Consider the following 20,443-nt stretch of genomic DNA (forward strand, 5'->3'; position numbering starts at 1 on the left):
TATGCCCTCTCTCAAAGGGAGAGGGCGGTTAACGCTTACCCCTGCTCCCCCATCATCTCCTTCACCAGTTCGACGCAGCGCAGGAAACGGGAGTCGTAGTCCGACTCTTCCACATGCACAAACTCAACGTTGTTTTCGTTGAGCATCTCCACCAGCATGGACTGGAATTCCCGCCTGTCCACGGAGCTGCCGAGGCTTCGCATGCCGTCGGCCACCCACGGGGTGTTGTTTTCCAGCAGGATCACCAGGTCAAAGCGGTATTCGTCAATCAGCGCCTGCACGAACGGGTGCTCGCGCCCTTCGTATTTTTTACAGAACGCCTGGGTGGTGACAAAATCGGTATCGATAAACGCCACTTTGTTGGCGTATTTGACCGCAAAATCAATGTACTGGGCATGACCGAGCGCGATTTTGTCGTAGTCGGAATACTGCAGCGCCATCTCGTCGCCGCCAAGGTGCGAGAAGACGTAATCGCGGCCGTACTCCCACGCGCTGGTGGTGTTGAAGATGTTCGCCAGCTTGTTGACCAGCGTTGATTTACCGCTCGACTCGCCGCCCAGGATGGCGACGGTACGCACGAAGAACGGCTTCACCTCGGTCGGAATGTAATCCCAGTAGCGGAACGGGTTTTCGCGGATCTGCGCCCCGCTGATGTTCATAAAGGTGCGTTTCGGGTCGATCAGCACCGTCTCGATGCCCAGATGCTCGCGGAACTGCGGCGCGTCTGACTCTTCAGAGGTGTAGATCCAGTTAGGCGCAATGCCCTTCTCTTCCATAAACGCTTTGATGCCGTTGCTCCACACGTCCCAGCCGTGCGGATACGGCTCCATACCCTCTTCGTTAAAGGCATGAATACGAATATTTTTCTGGTACTTAAAGGTCTGGAGCAGCCAGCGCAGGCGGTCCGGCACGGTCGGCTGCTGCGACATGGCGCTGTCTTCAAACAGCTGACGATCGCGGGTTTCGTCGTAGCCCATGATGATGTGCAGCTCGTCAACCTGGCTACAGGCGCGCTGGATCAGATAGATATGCCCGGTATGCAGCGGGTAAAACTTGCCGAACACCACGCCGATGTTCTTTTGCATACGCGGGAACTCCAGCCCCAGAAAGCGGTGCAGCGCTTCCAGCTTCTGCGCGCTGGGGCTTTTGATTTTGGCGTTCAGCAGCTGGCTCAGGTAGCCTTTGGTCATGCCGCTGGCGTCCGCCACCTGCTGCAGCGTGCAGCCCTTCTGGCGGATTGCGGTCTTGATGTAGTCAAATGATGACATAAATTACGGTGCCTCCTGCAAAATCAAATTTACGTAATTATAAGTCGTCAAAGACATTTAACGCATCAGCGAGTTTTTTCACGCCAAATACCTGCATCCCTTCCGGGATCTTTTTCGGCACGTTGGCGGCGGGAACGATCGCCCGGCGGAAACCGTGTTTTGCCGCCTCGGAGATACGCTCCTGGCCGCTGGGTACCGGACGGATTTCCCCGGCGAGGCCCACTTCGCCGAAGACCACCAGATCCTGCGGCAGCGGTCTGTCGCGCAGGCTGGAGACCATCGCCAGCAGCAGCGCCAGGTCTGCGCTGGTCTCCGTGACTTTGACGCCGCCGACCACGTTAACGAAGACGTCCTGATCCGCCATCTGCAGCCCGCCGTGACGGTGCAGCACCGCCAGCAGGATCGCCAGACGGTTCTGTTCCAGACCGACCGCCACGCGCCGCGGGTTGCCCATCATCGACACGTCCACCAGCGCCTGAATTTCGACAAGCAGCGGGCGCGTCCCTTCCCATAGCACCATCACCGAGCTGCCGGAGGTGATCTCATCGCCGCGGCTCAGGAAGATGGCCGACGGGTTGCTGACTTCGCGCAGCCCCTGTTCGGTCATGGCAAACACGCCCAGTTCGTTCACCGCACCAAAGCGGTTCTTATGGCTGCGCAGGGTACGGAAACGGGAGTCCGCGTCGCCGTCGAGCATCACAGAGCAGTCGATACAGTGTTCAAGCACCTTCGGCCCGGCCAGCGAGCCGTCTTTGGTCACGTGGCCGACCATTACAATCGCCACGCCGCGCGTTTTGGCAAAGCGCGTCAGGTAAGCCGCGGTTTCACGCACCTGCGCGACGCTGCCCGGCGAGGACTGAATGTCCGCCATGTGCATCACCTGGATGGAGTCGATCACCATCAGCTTCGGCTGCTCTTCTTCGGCGATCATGCAGATCTGCTCGATGCTGGTTTCGGAGAGCATGTTCAGGTTGCCGGTCGGCAGGCCGAGGCGGTGAGCGCGCATCGCCACCTGCTGCAGAGACTCTTCGCCCGTGACGTACAGGGTTTTCATCTGTTCGGCGAGCCTGCAGAGCGTTTGCAGCAGCAGGGTCGATTTACCCGCCCCCGGGTTACCGCCGATCAGGATCGCACTGCCCGGCACCACGCCGCCGCCGAGCACGCGGTCAAACTCTTTGAACCCGGTGGAGAAGCGCGGCAGCTCTTCGAGGCTGATGTCCGAAAGTTTTTGCACCTTCGCCACGCCCGCGTTACCGGCATAGCCGCTCAGGCGTTCATTGCGGGCAACGCTCGGCGAAGCCGCCACACCACGCACTTCGGTGATGGTGTTCCAGGCATGACAGGCGCTGCATTGCCCCTGCCAGCGCGGATAATCCGCACCACATTCATTACAGACAAATGCGCGTTTTGGAGCTTTCGCCACGGTTTACCTCGTTATTTCTGATTAATGCTGCCGGAGAGAATGCAGAATACCCCCATCAGGTCAGCGTGACGGATAGTGACTTCCGTCTTTTCATTCACTTTTGGCTTGGCATGGTAGGCAATACCCAGCCCGGCCGCTTTGATCATCGGCAGGTCGTTCGCGCCGTCCCCGATAGCGACGGTCTGGACAACCGGAATTTCATATTTTTCCGCGAGACGCGTTAGCGTATTGGCTTTGTACTGGGCATCCACGATATCGCCGATCACCTGTCCGGTCAGCTTGCCGTCCATGATCTCCAGCTCATTGGCCACCACGGTGGTCAGATGCAGTTTTTCCCGCAGATAATCCGCGAAGAAGGTGAACCCACCGGAGGCGATCGCTACTTTCCAGCCGAGGGACTGTAGCTTCAGCACCAGCTGCGTCAGCCCTGGCATCAGCGGCAGCACGTCGCGCACCTGACGCAAGATGTTGGCATCGGCCCCTTTCAGGGTCGCCACGCGCTGTCTCAGGCTGGCGGTGAAGTCCAGCTCGCCGCGCATCGCACGCTCGGTAACTTCCGCCACCAGCTCGCCGCTGCCCGCCAGCTTCGCAATCTCGTCGATACACTCGATCTGAATGGCGGTAGAGTCCATGTCCATCACCAGCAGGCCCGGGGTTTTCAGGTGCGGAATTTTGCCCAGCGGCGCGACGTCCAGCCCCGCGTCATGCGCCAGACGCGTTGCGCGCTGCGTCAGGGAACCCGCCAGGCGAATAACCTGGTAGTCTTCCACGCACCAGGCGGCGACGATGACCATTGCCGCACCCAGCTTGCTTTGATACTGGGTCAGGCGTTGCTTATCCAGACCGCGTCCGTAGAGGAGCCAGCCGCTACGACCGGCGTGGTAATCCAGAGGCATCACCTCATCGCCACTTAAAGAGAGCGGCAATCCTGGCCATAAAGAGACATCCGTTGGCAGGTCACACCAGGTAATGTTCGGCATTAAAGCTCCTGTAATTTCGTTCGCGCCGGAAGGTTGCAGAGGGAAAATAACGCATGAGGCTACCCTGTAACCATCACTTCTGGCAACATTAAGCCGTAAATTTTCAGCAGGTGGAATATGGCTCGCGCAAAACTGAAATTCCGGCTCCATCGCGCCGTGATTGTCCTTTCCTGTCTCGCACTATTAGTAGTGCTGATGCAAGGGGCATCGTGGTTTAGCCAAAACCATCAACGGCAACGCAACCCGCAGTTTGAAGAACTTGCCCGTACGCTGGCACGCCAGGTGACGCTCAACGTCGCGCAGTCCATGCGTACCGAAACGCCGGACGATAAGCGGATAGGCCAGGTGTTGCGCCTGCTCACGGAGAACAGCCGCATTCTTGACGCCGGCGTCTATGATGAGCAAGGCAACCTGATTGCCCGCGCGGGCGAGCACGTCGACGTGCGCGACAGGCTGGCGCTGGACGGTAAAAAAGCCGGGGGCTACTTTAACCAGCAGATTGTCGAACCAATTCAGGGGAAGAATGGCCCGCTGGGCTATCTGCGCCTGACCCTCGATACCCACACCCTGCCTACTGAAGCCAAACAGGTCGATAATACCACCAATATTCTGCGCCTGATGCTGCTGCTTTCACTCGCCATCGGCGTTGTGCTGGCGCGTACCCTGCTTCGCGGCAAGCGCTCGCGCTGGCAGCAATCCCCGTTCCTGCTGACCGCCAGCAAATCCGTCCCCGAAGACGAAGAGAGCGAGAAGAAAGATTAGTGATAAAGTAGGCGAACGATTCGGAAAAGGAACTTTGCCATGACGACGTTACGCCTGCTTATCTCTGACTCTTACGATCCCTGGTTTAATCTCGCGGTAGAAGAGTGCATCTTCCGCCAGATGCCCGCTACCCAGCGCGTACTGTTTCTCTGGCGTAACGCCGATACGGTGGTCATCGGCCGCGCGCAAAACCCGTGGAAAGAGTGCAATACGCGGCGCATGGAAGAGGACAACGTCCGTCTCGCGCGCCGCAGCAGCGGCGGCGGCGCGGTGTTTCACGATCTGGGCAATACCTGCTTTACCTTTATGGCGGGCAAACCGGAATACGATAAAACCATCTCAACGTCCATCGTCCTCAACGCGCTCAATTCACTCGGCGTGACGGCGGAAGCGTCCGGGCGAAACGATCTGGTGGTGAAAACCCCCGAGGGCGACCGGAAGGTCTCCGGCTCCGCCTATCGCGAAACGATGGATCGCGGCTTCCACCACGGCACCCTGTTGCTGAACGCTGACCTGAGCCGTCTGGCGAACTACCTGAATCCGGATAAGAAAAAGCTCCAGGCCAAAGGAATTACCTCCGTACGCGGTCGCGTGGCAAATCTGGTGGAACTGCTGCCGGGAATTACGCACGAGCAGATTTGCGATGCGATCCGTGACGCGTTCTTTGAACATTACGGCGAGCGCGTGGAAGCAGAAGTGATCTCCCCTGACAAAACCCCGGACCTGCCCAACTTCGCCGAAACCTTCGCCCGCCAGAGCAGCTGGGAGTGGAACTTCGGTCAGGCTCCTGCGTTTTCCCATCTGCTGGACGAGCGTTTTACCTGGGGCGGCGTGGAGCTGCATTTTGACGTGGAGAAAGGCCATATCACCCGCACGCAGGTGTTTACCGATAGCCTTAACCCGGCACCGTTAGAGGCGCTGTCGGCACGCTTGCAGGGCTGTTTGTACAGGGCGGATATGCTGCAGCAGGAATGCGACGCGTTGATCGGAGATTTCCCGGAGCAGGAAAATGAGCTGCGGGAGCTGTCGGCGTGGATTGCACAGGCCGTGCGCTAGGTGCGGTCTGATGCCCTCACCCCGGCCCTCTCCCACAGGGAGAGGGAGGGAAGAGACAGAATTACTCTTTATCGCCCAGCAGAACAGATTCCAGCGCGATTTTGATCATGTCGTTGAACGTGGTCTGACGCTCGGCAGCGGTGGTCTGCTCGTGAGTACGGATGTGGTCAGACACGGTGCAGATGGTCAGCGCTTTCGCACCAAACTCAGCCGCCACGCCGTAGATACCCGCCGCTTCCATTTCCACGCCCAGAATGCCGTATTTCTCCATCACGTCGAACATCTCGCCGCCGTCCGGGGCATAGAACAGATCGGCAGAGAAGATGTTACCCACGCGCGCTTCAACGCCCAGCGCTTTTGCCGCGTCAACCGCGTCACGCACCATGCCGAAGTCAGCAATCGCCGCGAAGTCATGGTCTTTGAAACGCATGCGGTTAACTTTGGAATCGGTGCAGGCACCCATACCGATAACGATGTCGCGCAGCTTAACGTCCATACGCACCGCGCCGCAGGAGCCAACGCGGATGATTTTCTTCACGCCGAAGTCGGTGATCAGCTCTTTAGTATAGATAGAGCAGGATGGGATACCCATACCGTGGCCCATAACGGAAATTTTGCGGCCTTTATAGGTACCGGTGAAGCCCAGCATGCCGCGAACGTTGTTCACTTCACGCACGTCTTCCAGGAAAGTTTCTGCAATGTGCTTCGCGCGCAGCGGGTCGCCCGGCATCAATACGACGTCAGCGAAATCACCCATTTCTGCGTTAATGTGAGGAGTTGCCATCTTCAGTTCCTTTTACATTGTTTATTCTATTCACCCTCTTCCTGTGGGAGAGGGCAGGGGTGAGGGCATCAGGCCTCACCCAACATGATTCAGAACATGGCCTTGCCATATTCCATGTCAGACGTACCAAAGTATTTCGCCAGGGTCTGGCCTATGTCCGCGAAGGTTTCACGGTGACCGAGCGAGCCCGGCTTCACTTTCGGGCCGTACACCAGCACCGGAATGTGCTCACGGGTGTGGTCGGTACCGGTCCAGGTTGGGTCACAGCCGTGGTCCGCGGTCAGGATCAGAATGTCATCTTCGCCCACCAGCTCCATCAGCTCCGGCAGACGGCGGTCGAACAGCTCAAGACCAGCCGCATAGCCTGCGACGTCGCGACGGTGGCCCCAGGAGGAGTCGAAGTCCACGAAGTTGGTGAAGACAATGGTCTTGTCGCCCGCTTCTTTCATCTCTTTGATGGTGGCATCGAACAGCGCATCCAGACCGGTGGCTTTCACTTTTTTGGTGATGCCGCAGTTAGCGTAGATATCCGCGATTTTACCCACGGACACCACGTGACCATCTTTCTCTTCAACCAGCTTCTGCAGCACGGTTGGCGCCGGTGGCTCAACGGCCAGATCGTGACGGTTACCGGTACGCTGGAAGTTACCCGCTTTGTCGCCGATGAACGGACGTGCGATCACGCGACCAATGTTGTAGCCGCCTTCGGTCAGCTCTTCACGAGCGATTTCACACAGCTCGTAGAGTTTGTCCAGGCCAAACGTCTCTTCATGGCACGCAATCTGGAACACGGAGTCAGCAGAGGTATAGAAAATCGGCTTGCCGGTTTTCATGTGCTCTTCGCCGAGCTGATCCAGAATCACGGTACCGGAAGAGTGGCAGTTACCGAGGTAGCCCGGCAGGTTGGCACGCTTCACCAGCTTATCGAGCAGCTCCTGCGGGAAGCTGTTCTCGTGATCGGAGAAGTAACCCCAGTCGAACAGCACCGGCACACCGGCGATTTCCCAGTGGCCAGACGGGGTGTCTTTACCGGAGGAGAGCTCGTGAGCCCAGGCGTAGGCGCCCACGACTTCCGCGTTGCCGTCCATACCGGCTGCGATTTTACCGGTAGAGCCTTCATGCGCTTTCACCAGCCCGAGGCGGGTCAGGTTAGGTAGAGTCAGAGGGCCTTTACGACCGTTGTCCGCTTCGCCTTTTGCACAGGCTTCCGCGATATGGCCCATGGTATCGGAACCCACGTCACCAAAACGTTCTGCATCTTCGGTTGCGCCGATGCCGAATGAGTCCAGCACCATAATAAATGCACGTTTCATAATTGTTCTCCGTACGTAGTGCTTCAAAAATTATCGATCAGATCAGTATACCGCTATTCGGTGATACGGCGATAGACAGTCGGTGTGGTTTCCGGCGCTTTATCGTCAAGCGTAATAGCCGCTTTCACCGCTTTAGCCGCTTCCTGCCAGCTGGCTTCGTCTTTCGCGTGGATCACCGCCAGCGGACGTTGACCGTCAACGCTGTCGCCCAGACGGGCCATATCGGTAAAGCCGACGCTGTAATCAATGGTGTCTGACGCCTGACGACGGCCGCCGCCCATTGAGACCACCGCCATACCCAGCGCACGGGTGTCCATTGCAGAGACAAACCCTTCGCTATCGGCATACACCGCTTTGCTGAGCGTCGCGGTTGGCAGGTATTTCGCGTAGTTTTCGACGAAATCGGTCGGGCCTTTCTGGGCTGCTACCATGCGGCCGAAAATGTCCGCCGCTTTGCCGTTGTCCAGCACCGCCTGCAGTTTCGCGCGGGCTTCTGCGTCGTCTTTGGCCAGCTTGCCGGAGATTAACATCTCAACGCACAGTGCCATGGTGACGTCGAACAGACGTGGGTTGCGGTATTCACCGGTCAGGAACTGCACCGCTTCACGCACTTCGACGGCGTTACCGGCGCTGGACGCCAGCACCTGGTTCATGTCGGTGAGCAGCGCAGTGGTGCGCACGCCCGCACCGTTGGACACGCCCACGATCGCTTCGGCCAGCGCCTCTGAGAGTTCATACGTCGGCATAAACGCGCCGCTGCCGACCTTCACGTCCATCACCAGCGCGTCCAGCCCTTCTGCCAGTTTCTTCGCCAGGATAGAGGCGGTGATCAGCGGGATGGAGTCAACGGTCGCGGTGATGTCGCGGGTCGCGTAGAAACGCTTGTCTGCCGGAGCAAGAGAGCTGGTCTGGCCGATAATCGCCACACCAACGTCTTTAATAATGTCGCGGAAGCGGTTGTCGTCCGGGAAGATATCGAAGCCCGGAATGGCTTCCAGTTTGTCGAGCGTACCGCCGGTGTGGCCCAGGCCACGTCCGGAGATCATCGGGATATAACCGCCGCAGGCTGCCACCATCGGGCCGAGCATCAGAGACGTCACATCGCCCACGCCGCCGGTGGAGTGTTTATCCACAATCGGGCCGTTAAGGTTAAGGCTTTTCCAGTCCAGAACGGTTCCTGAATCTCGCATCGCCATGGTCAGCGACACGCGCTCAGGCATCGACATATCGTGGAAGAAAATGGTCATCGCCAGAGCCGCAATCTGCCCTTCAGAGACGGTGTTATCACGAATGCCGTTGATAAAGAAGCGGATCTCTTCGTCGCTTAATGCATGACCATCACGTTTTTTACGAATAATTTCTTGTGCGAGAAACACGGTAACCTCCCGAAGTAGGCCGGGGTCGCTACGCTCACCCGGCAATTCAAATCTTAGTAGCTGCTTGCGCTCTTACCGTCGCCGTGACCCAGCGCTTTCAGCAGGCTAGCCAGCAGGCTGGACGCGCCGAAGCGGTAGTGACGGGAGTCCGCCCAGTCGGCGCCAAACAGCTCGTCGGCAATCGCCAGGAACTGCTGCGCGTCTTCGGCAGTACGCACGCCGCCCGCGGGTTTGAAACCAACGGTTTTGGATACGCCCATGTCGCGGATCACTTCCATCATGATGCGCGCGCTTTCCGGGGTCGCATTCACCGGCACTTTACCGGTAGAGGTTTTAATGAAATCCGCACCGGCTTTGATGGAGATTTCAGATGCTTTACGAATCAGCGCTTCTTCTTTCAGCTCGCCGGTTTCGATGATCACTTTCAGCAGCACGTTTGCCGCCGCGCACGCGTCTTTACAGGCTTTCACCAGGTCAAAACCGACCTGCTCGTTGCCGGCGATCAGCGCGCGGTACGGGAACACCACGTCAACTTCGTCTGCGCCGTAAGCAATCGCCGCGCGGGTTTCAGCCAGCGCAATCTCGATATCATCGTTGCCGTGCGGGAAGTTAGTTACGGTTGCAATGCGCACGTCCGGCGTACCCTGCTCTTTCAGAGTCTTACGGGCAATAGGGATAAAGCGCGGGTAGATACAAACGGCTGCGGTATTACCCACCGGCGTTTTCGCCTGATGGCACAGGGCGATGACTTTTTCATTGGTGTCGTCATCGTTCAGGGTGGTCAGGTCCATCAGTTTCAACGCGCGCAGGCTGCTTGCAGTTAAATCGGTCATAACAATCTCCAACGGCAGTGCCGTATAAATTTTACCTTGCGGGTCTGTGAGTATTCTAACATTCACCCGCATCCACACTTCGACATTCATCACAGTTAATGAAAACTGCGTACAAATTTGCATTACTGTAATGAGATCTTCTTCAAACTTTAGCCTGCGAATTGCCGACTAAAGCAGCGATACCCCCTGTCGGATCAAAAGCGCCGACAGGCTGGCTTTCTACAATCCGTTCATCATCCGTAGAATATTCAAGGAAGTGAACATGCCCGACGCCCTGCAACAACGTTGCCAGCAGATTGTGACAAGCCCGGTGTTAACCCCGGAACAAAAACGTCATTTTCTGGCGCTGGAAGCGGAGAACAACCTGCCTTATCCGGCACTTCCTGAAGCTGCGCGCGCCGCGCTGGACGAGGGGTTTATCTGCGACATGTTCGAAGGCCATGCGCCTTACAAACCCCGTTACGTTCTGCCGGATTACGCAAAATTTCTCGCTAACGGTTCAGCGTGGCTGGAGCTGGAAGGCGCGAAAGATCTCGACGACGCCCTCTCGCTGTTAACCATCCTCTACCATCATGTTCCTTCCGTCACATCGATGCCGGTCTATCTCGGTCAGCTTGATGCGATATTAACTCCATATGTTAGAATTCTAACACAAGAAGAGATCGATAGCCGAGTAAAACGTTTCTGGCGCTATCTCGACCGTACGCTGCCGGATGCGTTTATGCACGCAAACATCGGGCCTGCTGACGGCCCCATTACCCGTGCCATTCTGCGTGCCGATGCAGAGCTGAAGCAGGTTGCACCGAACCTGACCTTTATCTACGATCTCGATATCACCCCTGACGACCTGCTGCTTGAGGTGGCAAAAAACATATGTGAATGCAGCAAACCGCACATTTCTAATGGCCCAGTGAATGATAAAATTTTCACAAAAGGCCGTTACGGCGTGGTGAGCTGTTACAACTCTCTGCCGCTTGCAGGCGGTGGCAGCACCCTGGTGCGCCTTAACCTCAAAGCCATTGCTGAACGCAGCACATCCATTGACGACTTCTTCACCCGCACGCTCCCGCACTACTGCCAGCAGCAAATTGCCATCATCGATGCGCGCTGCGGTTTCCTGTACGAGCAATCCGGCTTCTTTGAGAATAGCTTCCTGGTGAAAGAGGGGCTGATTGATGACGATCGGTTTGTGCCCATGTTTGGCATGTACGGCCTGGCGGAAGCGGTAAACGCGCTCTGTGAGAAAGCAGGAATAGCGGGACGCTACGGAAAGGATGAACAGGCCAACGCGCTGGGCTATCGCATCAGCGAACAGCTTGCGGCGTTTGTCGAAAACACGCCGGTGAAGTACGGCAGGAAGCAGCGCGCGATGCTCCATGCGCAGTCGGGGATCAGTTCCGACTCGGGCACCACGCCGGGCGCGCGTCTGCCCTACGGCGACGAGCCGGATCCCATCAGCCATTTGCTGGCGGTAGCTCCTCACCACAAACACTACTCTTCCGGGATAAGCGATATCCTGACGCTGGATGAGACGGTAAAACGTAACCCGCAGGCGGTAGTTCAGCTTTGCCTGGGCGCGTTCAGGGCGGGTATGCGTGAATTTACCGCCAACGTAGCGGGTAACGATCTGGTCCGCGTGACCGGTTATATGGTGCGACTATCGGATCTGGAGAAATACCGGGAAGCCGGATCGCGCACCAATACCACGTGGCTGGGCGAAGAGGCCGCACGTAATACCCGCATTCTGGAACGTCAGCCGCGCGTGATAAGCCATGAACAGCAGATGCGCTTTAGTTAGTCAGGTCATTCCTTTTTCCTGCGTGGACGGGCCGGGCAGCCGCCTGGCCCTGTTTCTGCAGGGCTGCAACCTGCGCTGTAAAACCTGCCACAACCCGTGGACGATCGGCCGCTGCAACGACTGCGGGGACTGCGTGCCCCACTGCCCGCACGACGCGCTGACTATTCAGGCTGGACGCGTCTGGTGGCAGGAGAGTGACTGCCAGCAGTGCGACACCTGTCTGCAATTGTGCCAGCAGCAGGCAACGCCTATGGCGCACCGCTTCAGCGTGGAAGAGATCCTCACCCAGGTCCGCAAATCCACCCCGTTTATCGAAGGGATCACCGTGAGCGGCGGTGAAGCCACAACGCAATTGCCGTTTTTGATTGCCCTGTTCACCGCGATCAAAGCCGATCCCGCCCTGCGCCACCTCACCTGCCTGGTAGACAGCAACGGTCTGTTAAGCGAAACCGGCTGGCAAAAGCTGCTGCCGGTACTGGATGGCGCGATGCTGGATCTGAAGGCGTGGGGGAACGCGCATCACCGCTTCCTGACCGGGCGCGAAAACCCGCAGATCAAGCAGAGCATCCGCTGGCTGGCAGATCGTCACCGTTTGACGGAGCTCCGCCTGCTGGTGATTCCGGAGCAGTGTGATTATCTGGAACACCTCAAACCGCTAACGACCTTTATCCACGGGCTTGGGAATGTTCCGGTGCGCATCAACGCGTTTCATGCGCATGGCGTTTACGGTGAGGCGGCGTCGTGGCGCAGCGCCACGCCCGAGGACGTTGAACCGCTGGCGCGGGCGCTGGAAAAACAGAAGATAACGGTGATTCGTCCGGCGCTTTACCTATAGCGTGATGCCAAATACCGAACGGGTGTTTTCAAGCAGCGCACCGGCAATCACCTCTTCTGGCTCCTGTCGCAGTTCACACAGGGTGGTAAACACGCGCGCCGCCTGTTCCGGGCGATTCGGCTGGCCCTGAAAACCATTCAGCGGCATATCCGGCGCGTCGGTTTCCAGCAGAAGCGCCGACAGCGGCAGCTGTGCCATTACGTCCCGAGTTTTACTGGCACGCGGATAGGTAATGGTGCCACCGACGCCGATTTTATAACCCAGCTCAATAAAACGCTGCGCCTGCTGCAGGCTGCCGGAGAAACCGTGCACTACGCCCCTGCGCGGCAGATCGATGCGTTTCAGGTGCATCGCCAGCTTATCGTGCGTGCGTCTTGAGTGGAGGATCACCGGCAGATCGTGGCGCTTCGCCAGCCTGAGCTGCGCGTCGAGGATCGTCTGCTGGCGCTCAAACTGCGGATCCTCACGGTAAAGATCGAGGCCGATCTCACCGATGGCGACAAGTTTGTCTCCTGCGGTCTGCACGACCTCATCAAGCCTCTCAATGTGCTCATCAAGATGCCGCTCAATCACGATCGGATGCAGGCCAAGCGCGGCATAGAGCGCGGGGTGCCGGGTGGAAAGATCCAACACCCGGGAAAAATAGGCCGCTTCCACTGCCGGCACAATGATGGCCTGAACGCCTGCCTCGGCAGCTTTCGCAATGCTTTGCTCTTCATCTCCCGTAAAAGGCGGGAAATCAAAGTGACAATGGGTATCGACAAAGCGGTACGTCACGCCAGATCCTCGTTATCCAGTAAAGCGTCATTCGCCTGCGGAATATCCACCAGCGGCGTCGTCAGAGCGTCATTGGCGACAATCGCAGGCGGCAAAATAATGCGTTTATGACGATGAAGCGGCGGTTGCTCCGCCAGCATTTTCCCCACCGTAGCCAGGAAATAGCGCCCGCACAGCCGCCCCGTTTTGTAATCCATGCGCAGCGCAGGGACGCGGCTGCCCAGGGCCATGCTCAGCAGCGGCTTAGGCGGATAGATTTCAAAAATACGCAGCTTGCCCGGCGGTTTTTCAATGAAGCGCTGCATCGCGCCGTAGGTGGTTTCATGCTGCTTCGCGATGTTCACCAGCGGCTGTAGGCTGCTGTCGCCCAGCCAGCGCTCCATCCGTTTAAACCACTGCGGCGTGTAATACATTTGCGACGGCACGGTACGGATCACCACAATGGTTTTCGCCCCGCGCCGGGCGGCTTCCTGCACCGGCACCGCGTCACTGATCCCACCGTCCAGGTAGCTAATGCCGTCCAGCAGGGCACCGGTACGATAAAAGCCGGGGATCGCGCTGGAGGCGCGGATGATGTCCAGCCAGTTCTCCTTCTGAGGAGAAAAATAGCCCGGCGAATAGTCATCGCCCCGGCTGGCGCACATCCAGAACTCTTTGCCGCTATCAAACAGACGGGCAGCGGTATCCATGGCCAGCGGCATCTGGCTGGAGGTCGACTCCAGCAGCCAGTCAAGATCGATCAGGTTGCCGCCGCGCACAAAGCGCACCGGATTAAAAAATTCTTTTGCCGTGGTGTAGCGCATGATTACCCTTCGCGCATAGCCAGGTTGATTACAAACATAAGCAGAGAGGTTCTGCGCCCCGGCAGAGGTGCCGAAGTAAAGGTCAAACGGGTTGAACTGCGCGCGCATAAATTCGTCCAGCACGCCGGCGGTGAAAATGCCGCGCTGTCCTCCACCTTCGCAGACCAGCGCGAGTTGACCTGCGCGGAACGGTTTTAACGTCAGCGGCGCAATATTGCCGAGCGTAACGGGAATTCGTTGCCCCACCTCTGCTTTCCTGTTTTTGATTATTTTATAACACCACAGTAACGCACCCGCCCTGTTACGCAAATAAGAAAAAGCCAGTCACAGTGACTGGCTTTATTTTGTTTAAGAAATATTGCGTTTGCTATGGACGTCGACGCCCCGTAAACAGGCTGACCAGGAACAGAATAATACCCACAACGAAGACAATTTTAGCTGCCCATGCCGCTGTACCTGCCAGTCCACCAAAGCCCAATGCGGCGGCAATTAACGCGATAACCAGAAATATAATGCCCCAACGAAACATAAGCTTCTCCTTTACCATAGTTAATGTCGGCCGCTAAACGTGAGCGCTCAGGTCACTCACCGGCGTTTTTCCAGAGTCGTTCTTATATCGCCCGCAGGTGTTAGCCAAACGGGCGAATGGTCAAGATTTACTTCGTTTTCAGATCGTTTTTAACGCTTTTCACACCGTCAATCGCTTTCGCGATGGACTCGGCGCGTTCACTTTGCGCCTGCGAATCTACCGTACCGGAAAGCTGAACCACACCATCGGTGGTTTCCACTTTCACCTTACGGGACGGCACGATGTCATCTGCTAAAAGTTTAGCTTTGATTTCGCTGGTTGTGGCTGCATCACCGGCATAACCTTTCACCGACGCGTTTTTACCGTCACGTACGTGCAGCTTATCGCTGACGGACGCAACGCCTTCAACGCCTTTCGCGACTTTCACCGCCTGTTCGGCCTGAGACTGGCTTTCTACGAAGCCGCTCAGCGTGACCACTTTCTTGTCGGTCTTAACGGAAATATCGGTACTTTTGATGGCTTCATCATCCACCAGTGCGGCTTTCACTTTTGCTGTGATTGAGCTGTCGTCCATGAAGTTGCCGACTTTATTCATAGAGCTATCGATTTTTTGCCCTGCGGTATCGGCCGTGGACTGTGCTTTATCCATGGTGCTGCTTTCCGCCAGAGCGGAACCGCTCACCAGAACGCTACCCAGAGTTACAGCCAGCAGAGTTTTCGAAATCTTCAGTCTTGTCATATTCATCGATCTATTCCTGTGTTGACCCGTTATTCGGGCTACATACTTCCTTAGTAGTTATATATATTGCGAATAAACACGCGGGCAAAATGGATAACCTAAAGTCATGCATTGAACAGTTAATTTATCCACGCCCGGTGTTAAACACTGAGTTAAATATAGATCACTCTCACAGAGCCGCTTTCAGAATTGGGTAAAAAACGCGCGAATAGCGTGAAATTGCGTTGAATTAAGAACATTCCGCAAGGGATTAATAAGACAGGAATTAAAGAAGAGCACGGCGGGAGCCGTGCTCTGAGAGGGGATTAGTGCTCGCGGGTTTTACGGAACTGAACGTCAGGGTAACGTTCCTGCGTCAGGTTCAGGTTCACCATCGTTGGCGCGATATAGGTCAGGTTATCGCCGCCATCCAGCGCCAGCTGAATTTCGTTCTTACGCTTAAATTCTTCGAATTTCTTCACGTCAGAACACTCAACCCAGCGCGCGGTCGCGACGTTCACGGACTCGTAAATCGCTTCCACGTTGTACTCGCTCTTCAGACGCGCGACAACCACGTCAAACTGCAGCACACCGACCGCACCAACGATCAGATCGTTGTTAGCAATCGGGCGGAAGACCTGCACGGCGCCCTCTTCGGAGAGCTGGACCAGGCCTTTCAGCAACTGTTTCTGCTTAAGCGGATCGCGCAGGCGAATGCGGCGGAACAGTTCCGGCGCGAAGTTCGGAATACCGGTGAACTTCATCATTTCACCCTGTGTGAAGGTGTCGCCGATCTGGATGGTGCCGTGGTTGTGCAGACCGATGATGTCGCCCGGATAGGCTTCTTCAACGTGCGAACGGTCACCCGCCATAAAGGTCAGCGCGTCGGAGATGACAACGTCTTTCCCGATACGCACCTGGCGCAGCTTCATGCCCTTTTCATACTTACCGGACACCACGCGCATAAAGGCCACGCGGTCGCGGTGTTTCGGGTCCATGTTGGCCTGAATCTTAAACACGAAGCCGGTGAACTTCTCTTCTTTAGCTTCCACTTCACGGGTGTCGGTTTTGCGCGGCATCGGCTGCGGCGCCCACTCCACCAGACCGTCGAGCATGTGGTCAACGCCGAAGTTACCCAGTGCGGTACCGAAGAAGACCGGTGTGATTTCGCCGCTCAGGAACAGCTCTTTGTCGAATTCGTGAGATGCGCCCTTGACCAGTTCCAACTCGTCGCGCAGCTGCGCGGCCAGCTCTTCCCCGACCGCCGCGTCCAGATCCGGGTTGTCCAGACCTTTAACAATGCGCACTTCCTGAATGGTGTGGCCTTTACCCGTCTGATACAGGTAGGTTTCGTCTTTATAGAGGTGATACACCCCTTTGAACAGCTTGCCGCAGCCAATGGGCCAGGTGATGGGCGCACAGGCGATCTTCAGCTCGTTTTCCACTTCATCCATCAGCTCCATCGGATCGCGGATGTCACGGTCGAGTTTGTTCATAAAGGTGAGGATCGGCGTATCGCGCAGACGGGTGACTTCCATCAGCTTACGGGTACGGTCTTCTACACCTTTCGCGGCGTCGATCACCATCAGACAGCAGTCCACCGCCGTCAGGGTACGGTAGGTATCTTCGGAGAAGTCTTCGTGGCCCGGGGTGTCCAGCAGGTTCACCAGGCAGTCGTGATACGGGAACTGCATCACGGAGGTGGTAATCGAAATACCACGCTGCTTTTCCATCTCCATCCAGTCAGATTTTGCGTGCTGGCTGGAGCCACGGCCTTTAACGGTGCCCGCGGTCTGGATCGCCTGTCCGAACAGCAACACCTTCTCGGTGATGGTCGTTTTACCGGCATCCGGGTGAGAGATAATGGCAAAAGTGCGGCGCTTGGCTACCTCTTGCAGATAAGGAGACAACGTCATAATTAAATCTTCTTTTATAAGCGCGGCAGCACGCCACGCATCATGGAATACAAAATTGCGGCTATTTTACCCATCAATAGGGGGCAGGCAATCATTGTTTACACAGGAGTTGCTCCAGTTCGTTCAACGACGTCACGGTCCAGGTCGGCTCAATGCCTTCAGGCTTCACGCGGCCATGCGCGTTGAGCCAGACGGTCGACAAACCTGACTTCATGCCACCCAGGATATCTGACTCTGCCGTATCACCCACCATCAGGACGCGATCGCGGTCAGGATGACCGGCCTGCGCCAGCGCGTAGTCGAAAATACGCGGATCCGGTTTAGGTACACCCACCTCTTCCGAGATCACCAGCGCGTCGAAATGATCGCGCAGGCCGGTGCGTTCGAGGCGGATCTGCTGCAGGGCGGTAAAACCGTTGGTGATGATCCCCAGTTTCACCTTGCCTTTCAATGCATTCAGCAGGGAAACCGCGCCCGGCAGCGGCGCGCAGATATCGGCCATCGCGTTCAGGAACGCATCGTTCAGCGTCCCTGGACTGACCTTTAAGCGTTCCGCCCAGACGTCAAAGCGCTGGTGCTGAAGTTGTAACGCGGTGATGGCACCGTTCTGGTAATCCACCCACAGCGGCTTGTTGACCGCCTGATAGTCCTGAAAATCTTCAGCGGTGAAGGTCACGCTATAGTCGAGAAACATCCGCTGCAGGCCGCCGAACGAATCGAACGTAAACAGCGTTTCGTCGGCATCAAAGAAAATCCAGTCCCATTTCATCGTTACAACCTTATATTCGTTATCCAATCGGCAGAGCCATTATGATGGCGTCTTCACGTCCCTCTGCGGTGGGGTAGTAGTTACGGCGGATTGTCGCCTCGTTAAAGCCTAAGCTTTCATAGAGCGCGATGGCGGCGACATTAGACGCGCGCACCTCCAGCCACAGGGTGAAAACGTCACGGGTTTCGAGCTCACGAATGAGATGCTCGAGCAGTTCTCTTCCCAGCCCACGGCGCTGGAACGCAGGATCAACCGCAATATTAAACAGCGTCGCTTCATCAAGAACAACCTGCGTGATCGCGAAGGCGGCCATGGTGCCGTCAACGTCCAGACGGAAGTTCAGATACCGTTCGCCCTGATTGCTGGCGAAGGTTTTTTCGCTCCACGGAAACGCGTGGGCGCGTGTTTCAATCGCAAACGCTGTGGTCAGGTCAGGCGTCGTGAGGGAAGAAATCGTGTTCATATTCGCAGATTTGTTGCCATAGCGCGCTGCGCGCTTTTGGGTTGGCTTTCAGTTCGTCCAGCGCTGGCGTGCAGATCTGGCTCCCCTGGAGGGGGATCTCGTTTGTCTCTCCGATACGCCAGCTGTTACAGCGGCTATCAGGAGGCAGCATCGCGACACGCTCTGGCGTCAGCTGTAAAACCTGGTCGGCCGTCATCTTCAGGCTGCGAAGGACATCATCGATCAGGGGTTCATTCAGGGCAGGCAGTTCTTCCGCCACTATCACCAGGCGTACGTGTGCAGGGATGGAAATGGCGATTTCGCCCTGCAACGCCGTCGGGCGACGCAAAGCCCACTGGGTAATGCCCAGCTGCTGCAACTGCCAGTCTCGTCGGGATGTCATAGGGAAAACTCCTGTCTCTCAGGCGCGCAAATATAGCAAATGTGTCGAAAGTGCGCCATCTACCTACTATAATCCCCGCCTGAGTTTATTGAGGAACAATTCATGTCTGCATTTACCCCGGCAAGTGAAGTCTTGCTGCGTCACAGTGATGATTTCGAAGAAAGCCGTATTCTGTTTGCCGGAGATATGCAGGATGACCTGCCTGCGCGTTTCGACTGTGCTGAAAGCCGTGCCCACACCCAATACTACCACCACTGGCAGGTGCTGAGCCGCCAGATGGGCGAGCGCGCGCGCTTTAGCCTGGTGGCGGAGCAGAGCGATATCGCCGACTGCGACACGCTGATTTACTACTGGCCGAAGAATAAACCGGAAGCCCAGTTCCAGCTGATGAACCTGCTCTCCCTGCTGCCGGTCGGCTGCGATATTTTCGTGGTGGGTGAGAACCGCAGCGGCGTGCGTAGCGCTGAACAGATGCTGGAAGGCTACGCGCCGTTGAATAAAGTCGACAGCGCTCGCCGCTGTGGTCTGTACCATGGCCGTCTGGAAAAACAGACAACGTTTGATCCTCAGGCTTACCGGGACGAGTACCAGCTTGACGGTCTGACCATCAAAACGCTGCCGGGCGTGTTCAGCCGTGACGCGCTGGATACGGGCAGCAAGCTGCTGCTCTCCACCCTGACGCCGCACACCAAAGGCAAAGTGCTGGACGTGGGCTGCGGCGCGGGCGTGCTCTCTACCGTGCTTGCCAGCCATTCCCCCAAAGTGCGCTTAACCCTGTGTGACGTGAGCGCCCCGGCGGTTGAAGCCAGCCGCGCAACGCTTGCCGCAAACGGCATTGAAGGCGAGGTGATTGCCAGCAACGTCTTCTCCGACATCACCGGTCGCTTCGACATGATCATCTCTAACCCGCCGTTCCACGACGGTATGGAAACCAGCCTGGAAGCGGCACAAACGCTGATCCGTGGCGCAGTCCGTCACCTCAACAGCGGCGGTGAGCTGCGTATTGTCGCGAACGCCTTCCTGGCGTATCCGAAAGTGCTGGACGAAACCTTCGGCTTCCACGAAGTGATCGCCCAGACCGGCCGCTTTAAGGTCTACCGTACCGTCATGACGCGCCAGGCCAAAAAGTAATCGCCATTCCTGCAGGCCGGATAAGCGCAAGCGCCATCCGGCTCCGCATGGCGCCTGCATCGGCCATTTTTGCAGCAATCAAGGCGTAGCGCGCACTTTTCTGTTGACGTAAAGCTGAAAACATCTAGAATGCGCCTCCGTGGTTACGATACTTTTACAGTATCGATGGTATGCGAAGGTGGCGGAATTGGTAGACGCGCTAGCTTCAGGTGTTAGTGTCCTTACGGATGTGGGGGTTCGAGTCCCCCCCCTCGCACCATAAATCACAATGATATTGCTCGCACTGGGCGAAGGTGGCGGAATTGGTAGACGCGCTAGCTTCAGGTGTTAGTGTCCTTACGGATGTGGGGGTTCGAGTCCCCCCCCTCGCACCAACGAGGCGATATCAAAAATAGTAAGATGACTGTGCGAAGGTGGCGGAATTGGTAGACGCGCTAGCTTCAGGTGTTAGTGTCCTTAGGATGTGGGGGTTCGAGTCCCCCCCCTCGCACCAATTATCTTACATCCCTTCTGAAGTTCCTCTTGTT

At 57.0% G+C, this 20,443-nt stretch carries 20 protein-coding genes and 3 tRNA genes; 8 read left to right on the forward strand and 15 right to left on the reverse strand.

Going from position 1 to position 20,443, the window contains the following annotated elements:
* Positions 1 to 35: 35 nt before the first annotated feature.
* From nadR to serB, 3 genes are read right to left on the reverse strand one after another with little or no spacing between them, the layout of a single operon-like run.
* Complete coding sequence (gene nadR, locus NUX24_RS10965) at positions 36 to 1,268, reverse strand: multifunctional transcriptional regulator/nicotinamide-nucleotide adenylyltransferase/ribosylnicotinamide kinase NadR (RefSeq protein ID WP_006810194.1); 1,233 nt, start codon at positions 1,266 to 1,268, stop codon at positions 36 to 38.
* 37 nt (positions 1,269 to 1,305) lie between these two features.
* Positions 1,306 to 2,691 (reverse strand): DNA repair protein RadA, encoded by a 1,386-nt coding sequence (gene radA / locus NUX24_RS10970; RefSeq protein ID WP_023310326.1) that lies wholly within the window; start codon positions 2,689 to 2,691, stop codon positions 1,306 to 1,308.
* A gap of 11 nt (positions 2,692 to 2,702) precedes the next feature.
* Positions 2,703 to 3,671, reverse strand: coding sequence for a phosphoserine phosphatase (gene serB, locus NUX24_RS10975; RefSeq protein ID WP_023310325.1), 969 nt, complete (start codon positions 3,669 to 3,671; stop codon positions 2,703 to 2,705).
* Between the two features lie 117 nt (positions 3,672 to 3,788).
* On the opposite strand from serB, the gene NUX24_RS10980 reads away from it, so the two are divergent.
* Positions 3,789 to 4,433 carry a YtjB family periplasmic protein gene (locus tag NUX24_RS10980; RefSeq protein WP_193805080.1) on the forward strand — a complete coding sequence of 215 codons (645 nt, stop codon included), beginning with the start codon at positions 3,789 to 3,791 and terminating at the stop codon, positions 4,431 to 4,433.
* A gap of 39 nt (positions 4,434 to 4,472) precedes the next feature.
* On the forward strand, positions 4,473 to 5,489 hold the full coding sequence (gene lplA, locus NUX24_RS10985) for a lipoate--protein ligase LplA (RefSeq protein WP_048975084.1): 1,017 nt from the start codon (positions 4,473 to 4,475) through the stop codon (positions 5,487 to 5,489).
* Positions 5,490 to 5,550: 61 nt separating this feature from the next.
* On the opposite strand, the gene deoD is transcribed toward lplA, so the two are convergent.
* The 4 genes from deoD to deoC all read right to left on the reverse strand — a co-directional run bounded on the left by deoD (position 5,551) and on the right by deoC (position 9,795).
* Complete coding sequence (gene deoD, locus NUX24_RS10990; RefSeq protein WP_010427122.1) at positions 5,551 to 6,273, reverse strand: purine-nucleoside phosphorylase; 723 nt, start codon at positions 6,271 to 6,273, stop codon at positions 5,551 to 5,553.
* Between the two features lie 89 nt (positions 6,274 to 6,362).
* A complete protein-coding gene (deoB, locus tag NUX24_RS10995) occupies positions 6,363 to 7,586 on the reverse strand; it encodes a phosphopentomutase (protein WP_033144579.1) in 1,224 nt (407 codons plus the stop codon).
* 53 nt (positions 7,587 to 7,639) lie between these two features.
* On the reverse strand, positions 7,640 to 8,962 hold the full coding sequence (deoA, locus tag NUX24_RS11000; protein WP_047651601.1) for a thymidine phosphorylase: 1,323 nt from the start codon (positions 8,960 to 8,962) through the stop codon (positions 7,640 to 7,642).
* A gap of 53 nt (positions 8,963 to 9,015) precedes the next feature.
* Positions 9,016 to 9,795 (reverse strand): deoxyribose-phosphate aldolase, encoded by a 780-nt coding sequence (gene deoC / locus NUX24_RS11005; protein WP_003856543.1) that lies wholly within the window; start codon positions 9,793 to 9,795, stop codon positions 9,016 to 9,018.
* A 262-nt stretch (positions 9,796 to 10,057) separates the two neighbouring features.
* On the opposite strand from deoC, the gene NUX24_RS11010 reads away from it, so the two are divergent.
* Both NUX24_RS11010 and NUX24_RS11015 read left to right on the forward strand, forming a co-directional pair.
* Positions 10,058 to 11,593: a YjjI family glycine radical enzyme gene (locus NUX24_RS11010; RefSeq protein WP_257831507.1), complete on the forward strand. Its 1,536-nt coding sequence runs from the start codon at positions 10,058 to 10,060 to the stop codon at positions 11,591 to 11,593.
* Complete coding sequence (locus NUX24_RS11015) at positions 11,568 to 12,428, forward strand: YjjW family glycine radical enzyme activase (RefSeq protein ID WP_257831509.1); 861 nt, start codon at positions 11,568 to 11,570, stop codon at positions 12,426 to 12,428. The genes NUX24_RS11010 and NUX24_RS11015 overlap by 26 nt, the downstream gene beginning before the upstream one ends.
* On the opposite strand, the gene NUX24_RS11020 is transcribed toward NUX24_RS11015, so the two are convergent.
* The 8 genes from NUX24_RS11020 to NUX24_RS11055 form a co-directional block, all read right to left on the reverse strand.
* Positions 12,423 to 13,205 (reverse strand): TatD family hydrolase, encoded by a 783-nt coding sequence (locus tag NUX24_RS11020; RefSeq protein ID WP_257831511.1) that lies wholly within the window; start codon positions 13,203 to 13,205, stop codon positions 12,423 to 12,425. The two genes, NUX24_RS11015 and NUX24_RS11020, sit on opposite strands and share 6 nt — an antisense overlap.
* Complete coding sequence (locus tag NUX24_RS11025; protein ID WP_257831513.1) at positions 13,202 to 14,254, reverse strand: patatin family protein; 1,053 nt, start codon at positions 14,252 to 14,254, stop codon at positions 13,202 to 13,204. The genes NUX24_RS11020 and NUX24_RS11025 overlap by 4 nt, the downstream gene beginning before the upstream one ends.
* Positions 14,255 to 14,375: 121 nt before the next feature.
* On the reverse strand, positions 14,376 to 14,537 hold the full coding sequence (locus NUX24_RS11030) for a DUF1328 domain-containing protein (protein ID WP_003856556.1): 162 nt from the start codon (positions 14,535 to 14,537) through the stop codon (positions 14,376 to 14,378).
* Between the two features lie 127 nt (positions 14,538 to 14,664).
* Positions 14,665 to 15,282, reverse strand: a complete 618-nt coding sequence (osmY, locus tag NUX24_RS11035) for a molecular chaperone OsmY (RefSeq protein WP_047651608.1) — start codon at positions 15,280 to 15,282, stop codon at positions 14,665 to 14,667.
* A 299-nt stretch (positions 15,283 to 15,581) separates the two neighbouring features.
* Positions 15,582 to 17,171: a peptide chain release factor 3 gene (gene prfC / locus NUX24_RS11040; RefSeq protein ID WP_028015433.1), complete on the reverse strand. Its 1,590-nt coding sequence runs from the start codon at positions 17,169 to 17,171 to the stop codon at positions 15,582 to 15,584.
* 91 nt (positions 17,172 to 17,262) lie between these two features.
* On the reverse strand, positions 17,263 to 17,940 hold the full coding sequence (yjjG, locus tag NUX24_RS11045) for a pyrimidine 5'-nucleotidase (protein WP_039260913.1): 678 nt from the start codon (positions 17,938 to 17,940) through the stop codon (positions 17,263 to 17,265).
* A gap of 19 nt (positions 17,941 to 17,959) precedes the next feature.
* The gene (gene rimI / locus NUX24_RS11050; protein WP_047742882.1) at positions 17,960 to 18,403 is read right to left on the reverse strand and encodes a ribosomal protein S18-alanine N-acetyltransferase; all 444 of its coding nucleotides are present in this window, start codon (positions 18,401 to 18,403) and stop codon (positions 17,960 to 17,962) included.
* On the reverse strand, positions 18,372 to 18,785 hold the full coding sequence (locus NUX24_RS11055) for a DNA polymerase III subunit psi (protein ID WP_257831520.1): 414 nt from the start codon (positions 18,783 to 18,785) through the stop codon (positions 18,372 to 18,374). The genes rimI and NUX24_RS11055 overlap by 32 nt, the downstream gene beginning before the upstream one ends.
* Positions 18,786 to 18,887: 102 nt before the next feature.
* On the opposite strand from NUX24_RS11055, the gene rsmC reads away from it, so the two are divergent.
* The 4 genes from rsmC to NUX24_RS11075 all read left to right on the forward strand — a co-directional run bounded on the left by rsmC (position 18,888) and on the right by NUX24_RS11075 (position 20,409).
* A complete protein-coding gene (rsmC, locus tag NUX24_RS11060; RefSeq protein WP_257831522.1) occupies positions 18,888 to 19,916 on the forward strand; it encodes a 16S rRNA (guanine(1207)-N(2))-methyltransferase RsmC in 1,029 nt (342 codons plus the stop codon).
* Between the two features lie 172 nt (positions 19,917 to 20,088).
* A tRNA-Leu gene (locus tag NUX24_RS11065) sits at positions 20,089 to 20,175 on the forward strand.
* A gap of 28 nt (positions 20,176 to 20,203) precedes the next feature.
* Positions 20,204 to 20,290: transfer RNA gene (locus NUX24_RS11070), tRNA-Leu, on the forward strand.
* Between the two features lie 33 nt (positions 20,291 to 20,323).
* Positions 20,324 to 20,409 (forward strand) — tRNA-Leu (locus NUX24_RS11075).
* Positions 20,410 to 20,443: the final 34 nt, after the last annotated feature.

The sequence above is a fragment of the Enterobacter sp. HG048 genome, from assembly GCF_024702055.1.
GTDB classification, from domain to species: Bacteria; Pseudomonadota; Gammaproteobacteria; order Enterobacterales; family Enterobacteriaceae; genus Enterobacter; species Enterobacter dykesii.

Bases quoted from the DNA above. Each gene is read 5' to 3' on its own strand.
- nadR (WP_006810194.1), bottom strand. From the start codon at position 1,268: ATGTCATCATTTGACTACATCAAGACCGCAATCCGCCAGAAGGGCTGC.
- serB (WP_023310325.1), bottom strand. From the start codon at position 3,671: ATGCCGAACATTACCTGGTGTGACCTGCCAACGGATGTCTCTTTATGG.
- NUX24_RS10980 (WP_193805080.1), top strand. From the start codon at position 3,789: ATGGCTCGCGCAAAACTGAAATTCCGGCTCCATCGCGCCGTGATTGTC.
- lplA (WP_048975084.1), top strand. From the start codon at position 4,473: ATGACGACGTTACGCCTGCTTATCTCTGACTCTTACGATCCCTGGTTT.
- deoD (WP_010427122.1), bottom strand. From the start codon at position 6,273: ATGGCAACTCCTCACATTAACGCAGAAATGGGTGATTTCGCTGACGTC.
- deoB (WP_033144579.1), bottom strand. From the start codon at position 7,586: ATGAAACGTGCATTTATTATGGTGCTGGACTCATTCGGCATCGGCGCA.
- deoC (WP_003856543.1), bottom strand. From the start codon at position 9,795: ATGACCGATTTAACTGCAAGCAGCCTGCGCGCGTTGAAACTGATGGAC.
- NUX24_RS11010 (WP_257831507.1), top strand. From the start codon at position 10,058: ATGCCCGACGCCCTGCAACAACGTTGCCAGCAGATTGTGACAAGCCCG.
- NUX24_RS11015 (WP_257831509.1), top strand. From the start codon at position 11,568: ATGAACAGCAGATGCGCTTTAGTTAGTCAGGTCATTCCTTTTTCCTGC.
- NUX24_RS11030 (WP_003856556.1), bottom strand. From the start codon at position 14,537: ATGTTTCGTTGGGGCATTATATTTCTGGTTATCGCGTTAATTGCCGCC.
- osmY (WP_047651608.1), bottom strand. From the start codon at position 15,282: ATGAATATGACAAGACTGAAGATTTCGAAAACTCTGCTGGCTGTAACT.
- prfC (WP_028015433.1), bottom strand. From the start codon at position 17,171: ATGACGTTGTCTCCTTATCTGCAAGAGGTAGCCAAGCGCCGCACTTTT.
- yjjG (WP_039260913.1), bottom strand. From the start codon at position 17,940: ATGAAATGGGACTGGATTTTCTTTGATGCCGACGAAACGCTGTTTACG.
- rimI (WP_047742882.1), bottom strand. From the start codon at position 18,403: ATGAACACGATTTCTTCCCTCACGACGCCTGACCTGACCACAGCGTTT.
- NUX24_RS11055 (WP_257831520.1), bottom strand. From the start codon at position 18,785: ATGACATCCCGACGAGACTGGCAGTTGCAGCAGCTGGGCATTACCCAG.
- rsmC (WP_257831522.1), top strand. From the start codon at position 18,888: ATGTCTGCATTTACCCCGGCAAGTGAAGTCTTGCTGCGTCACAGTGAT.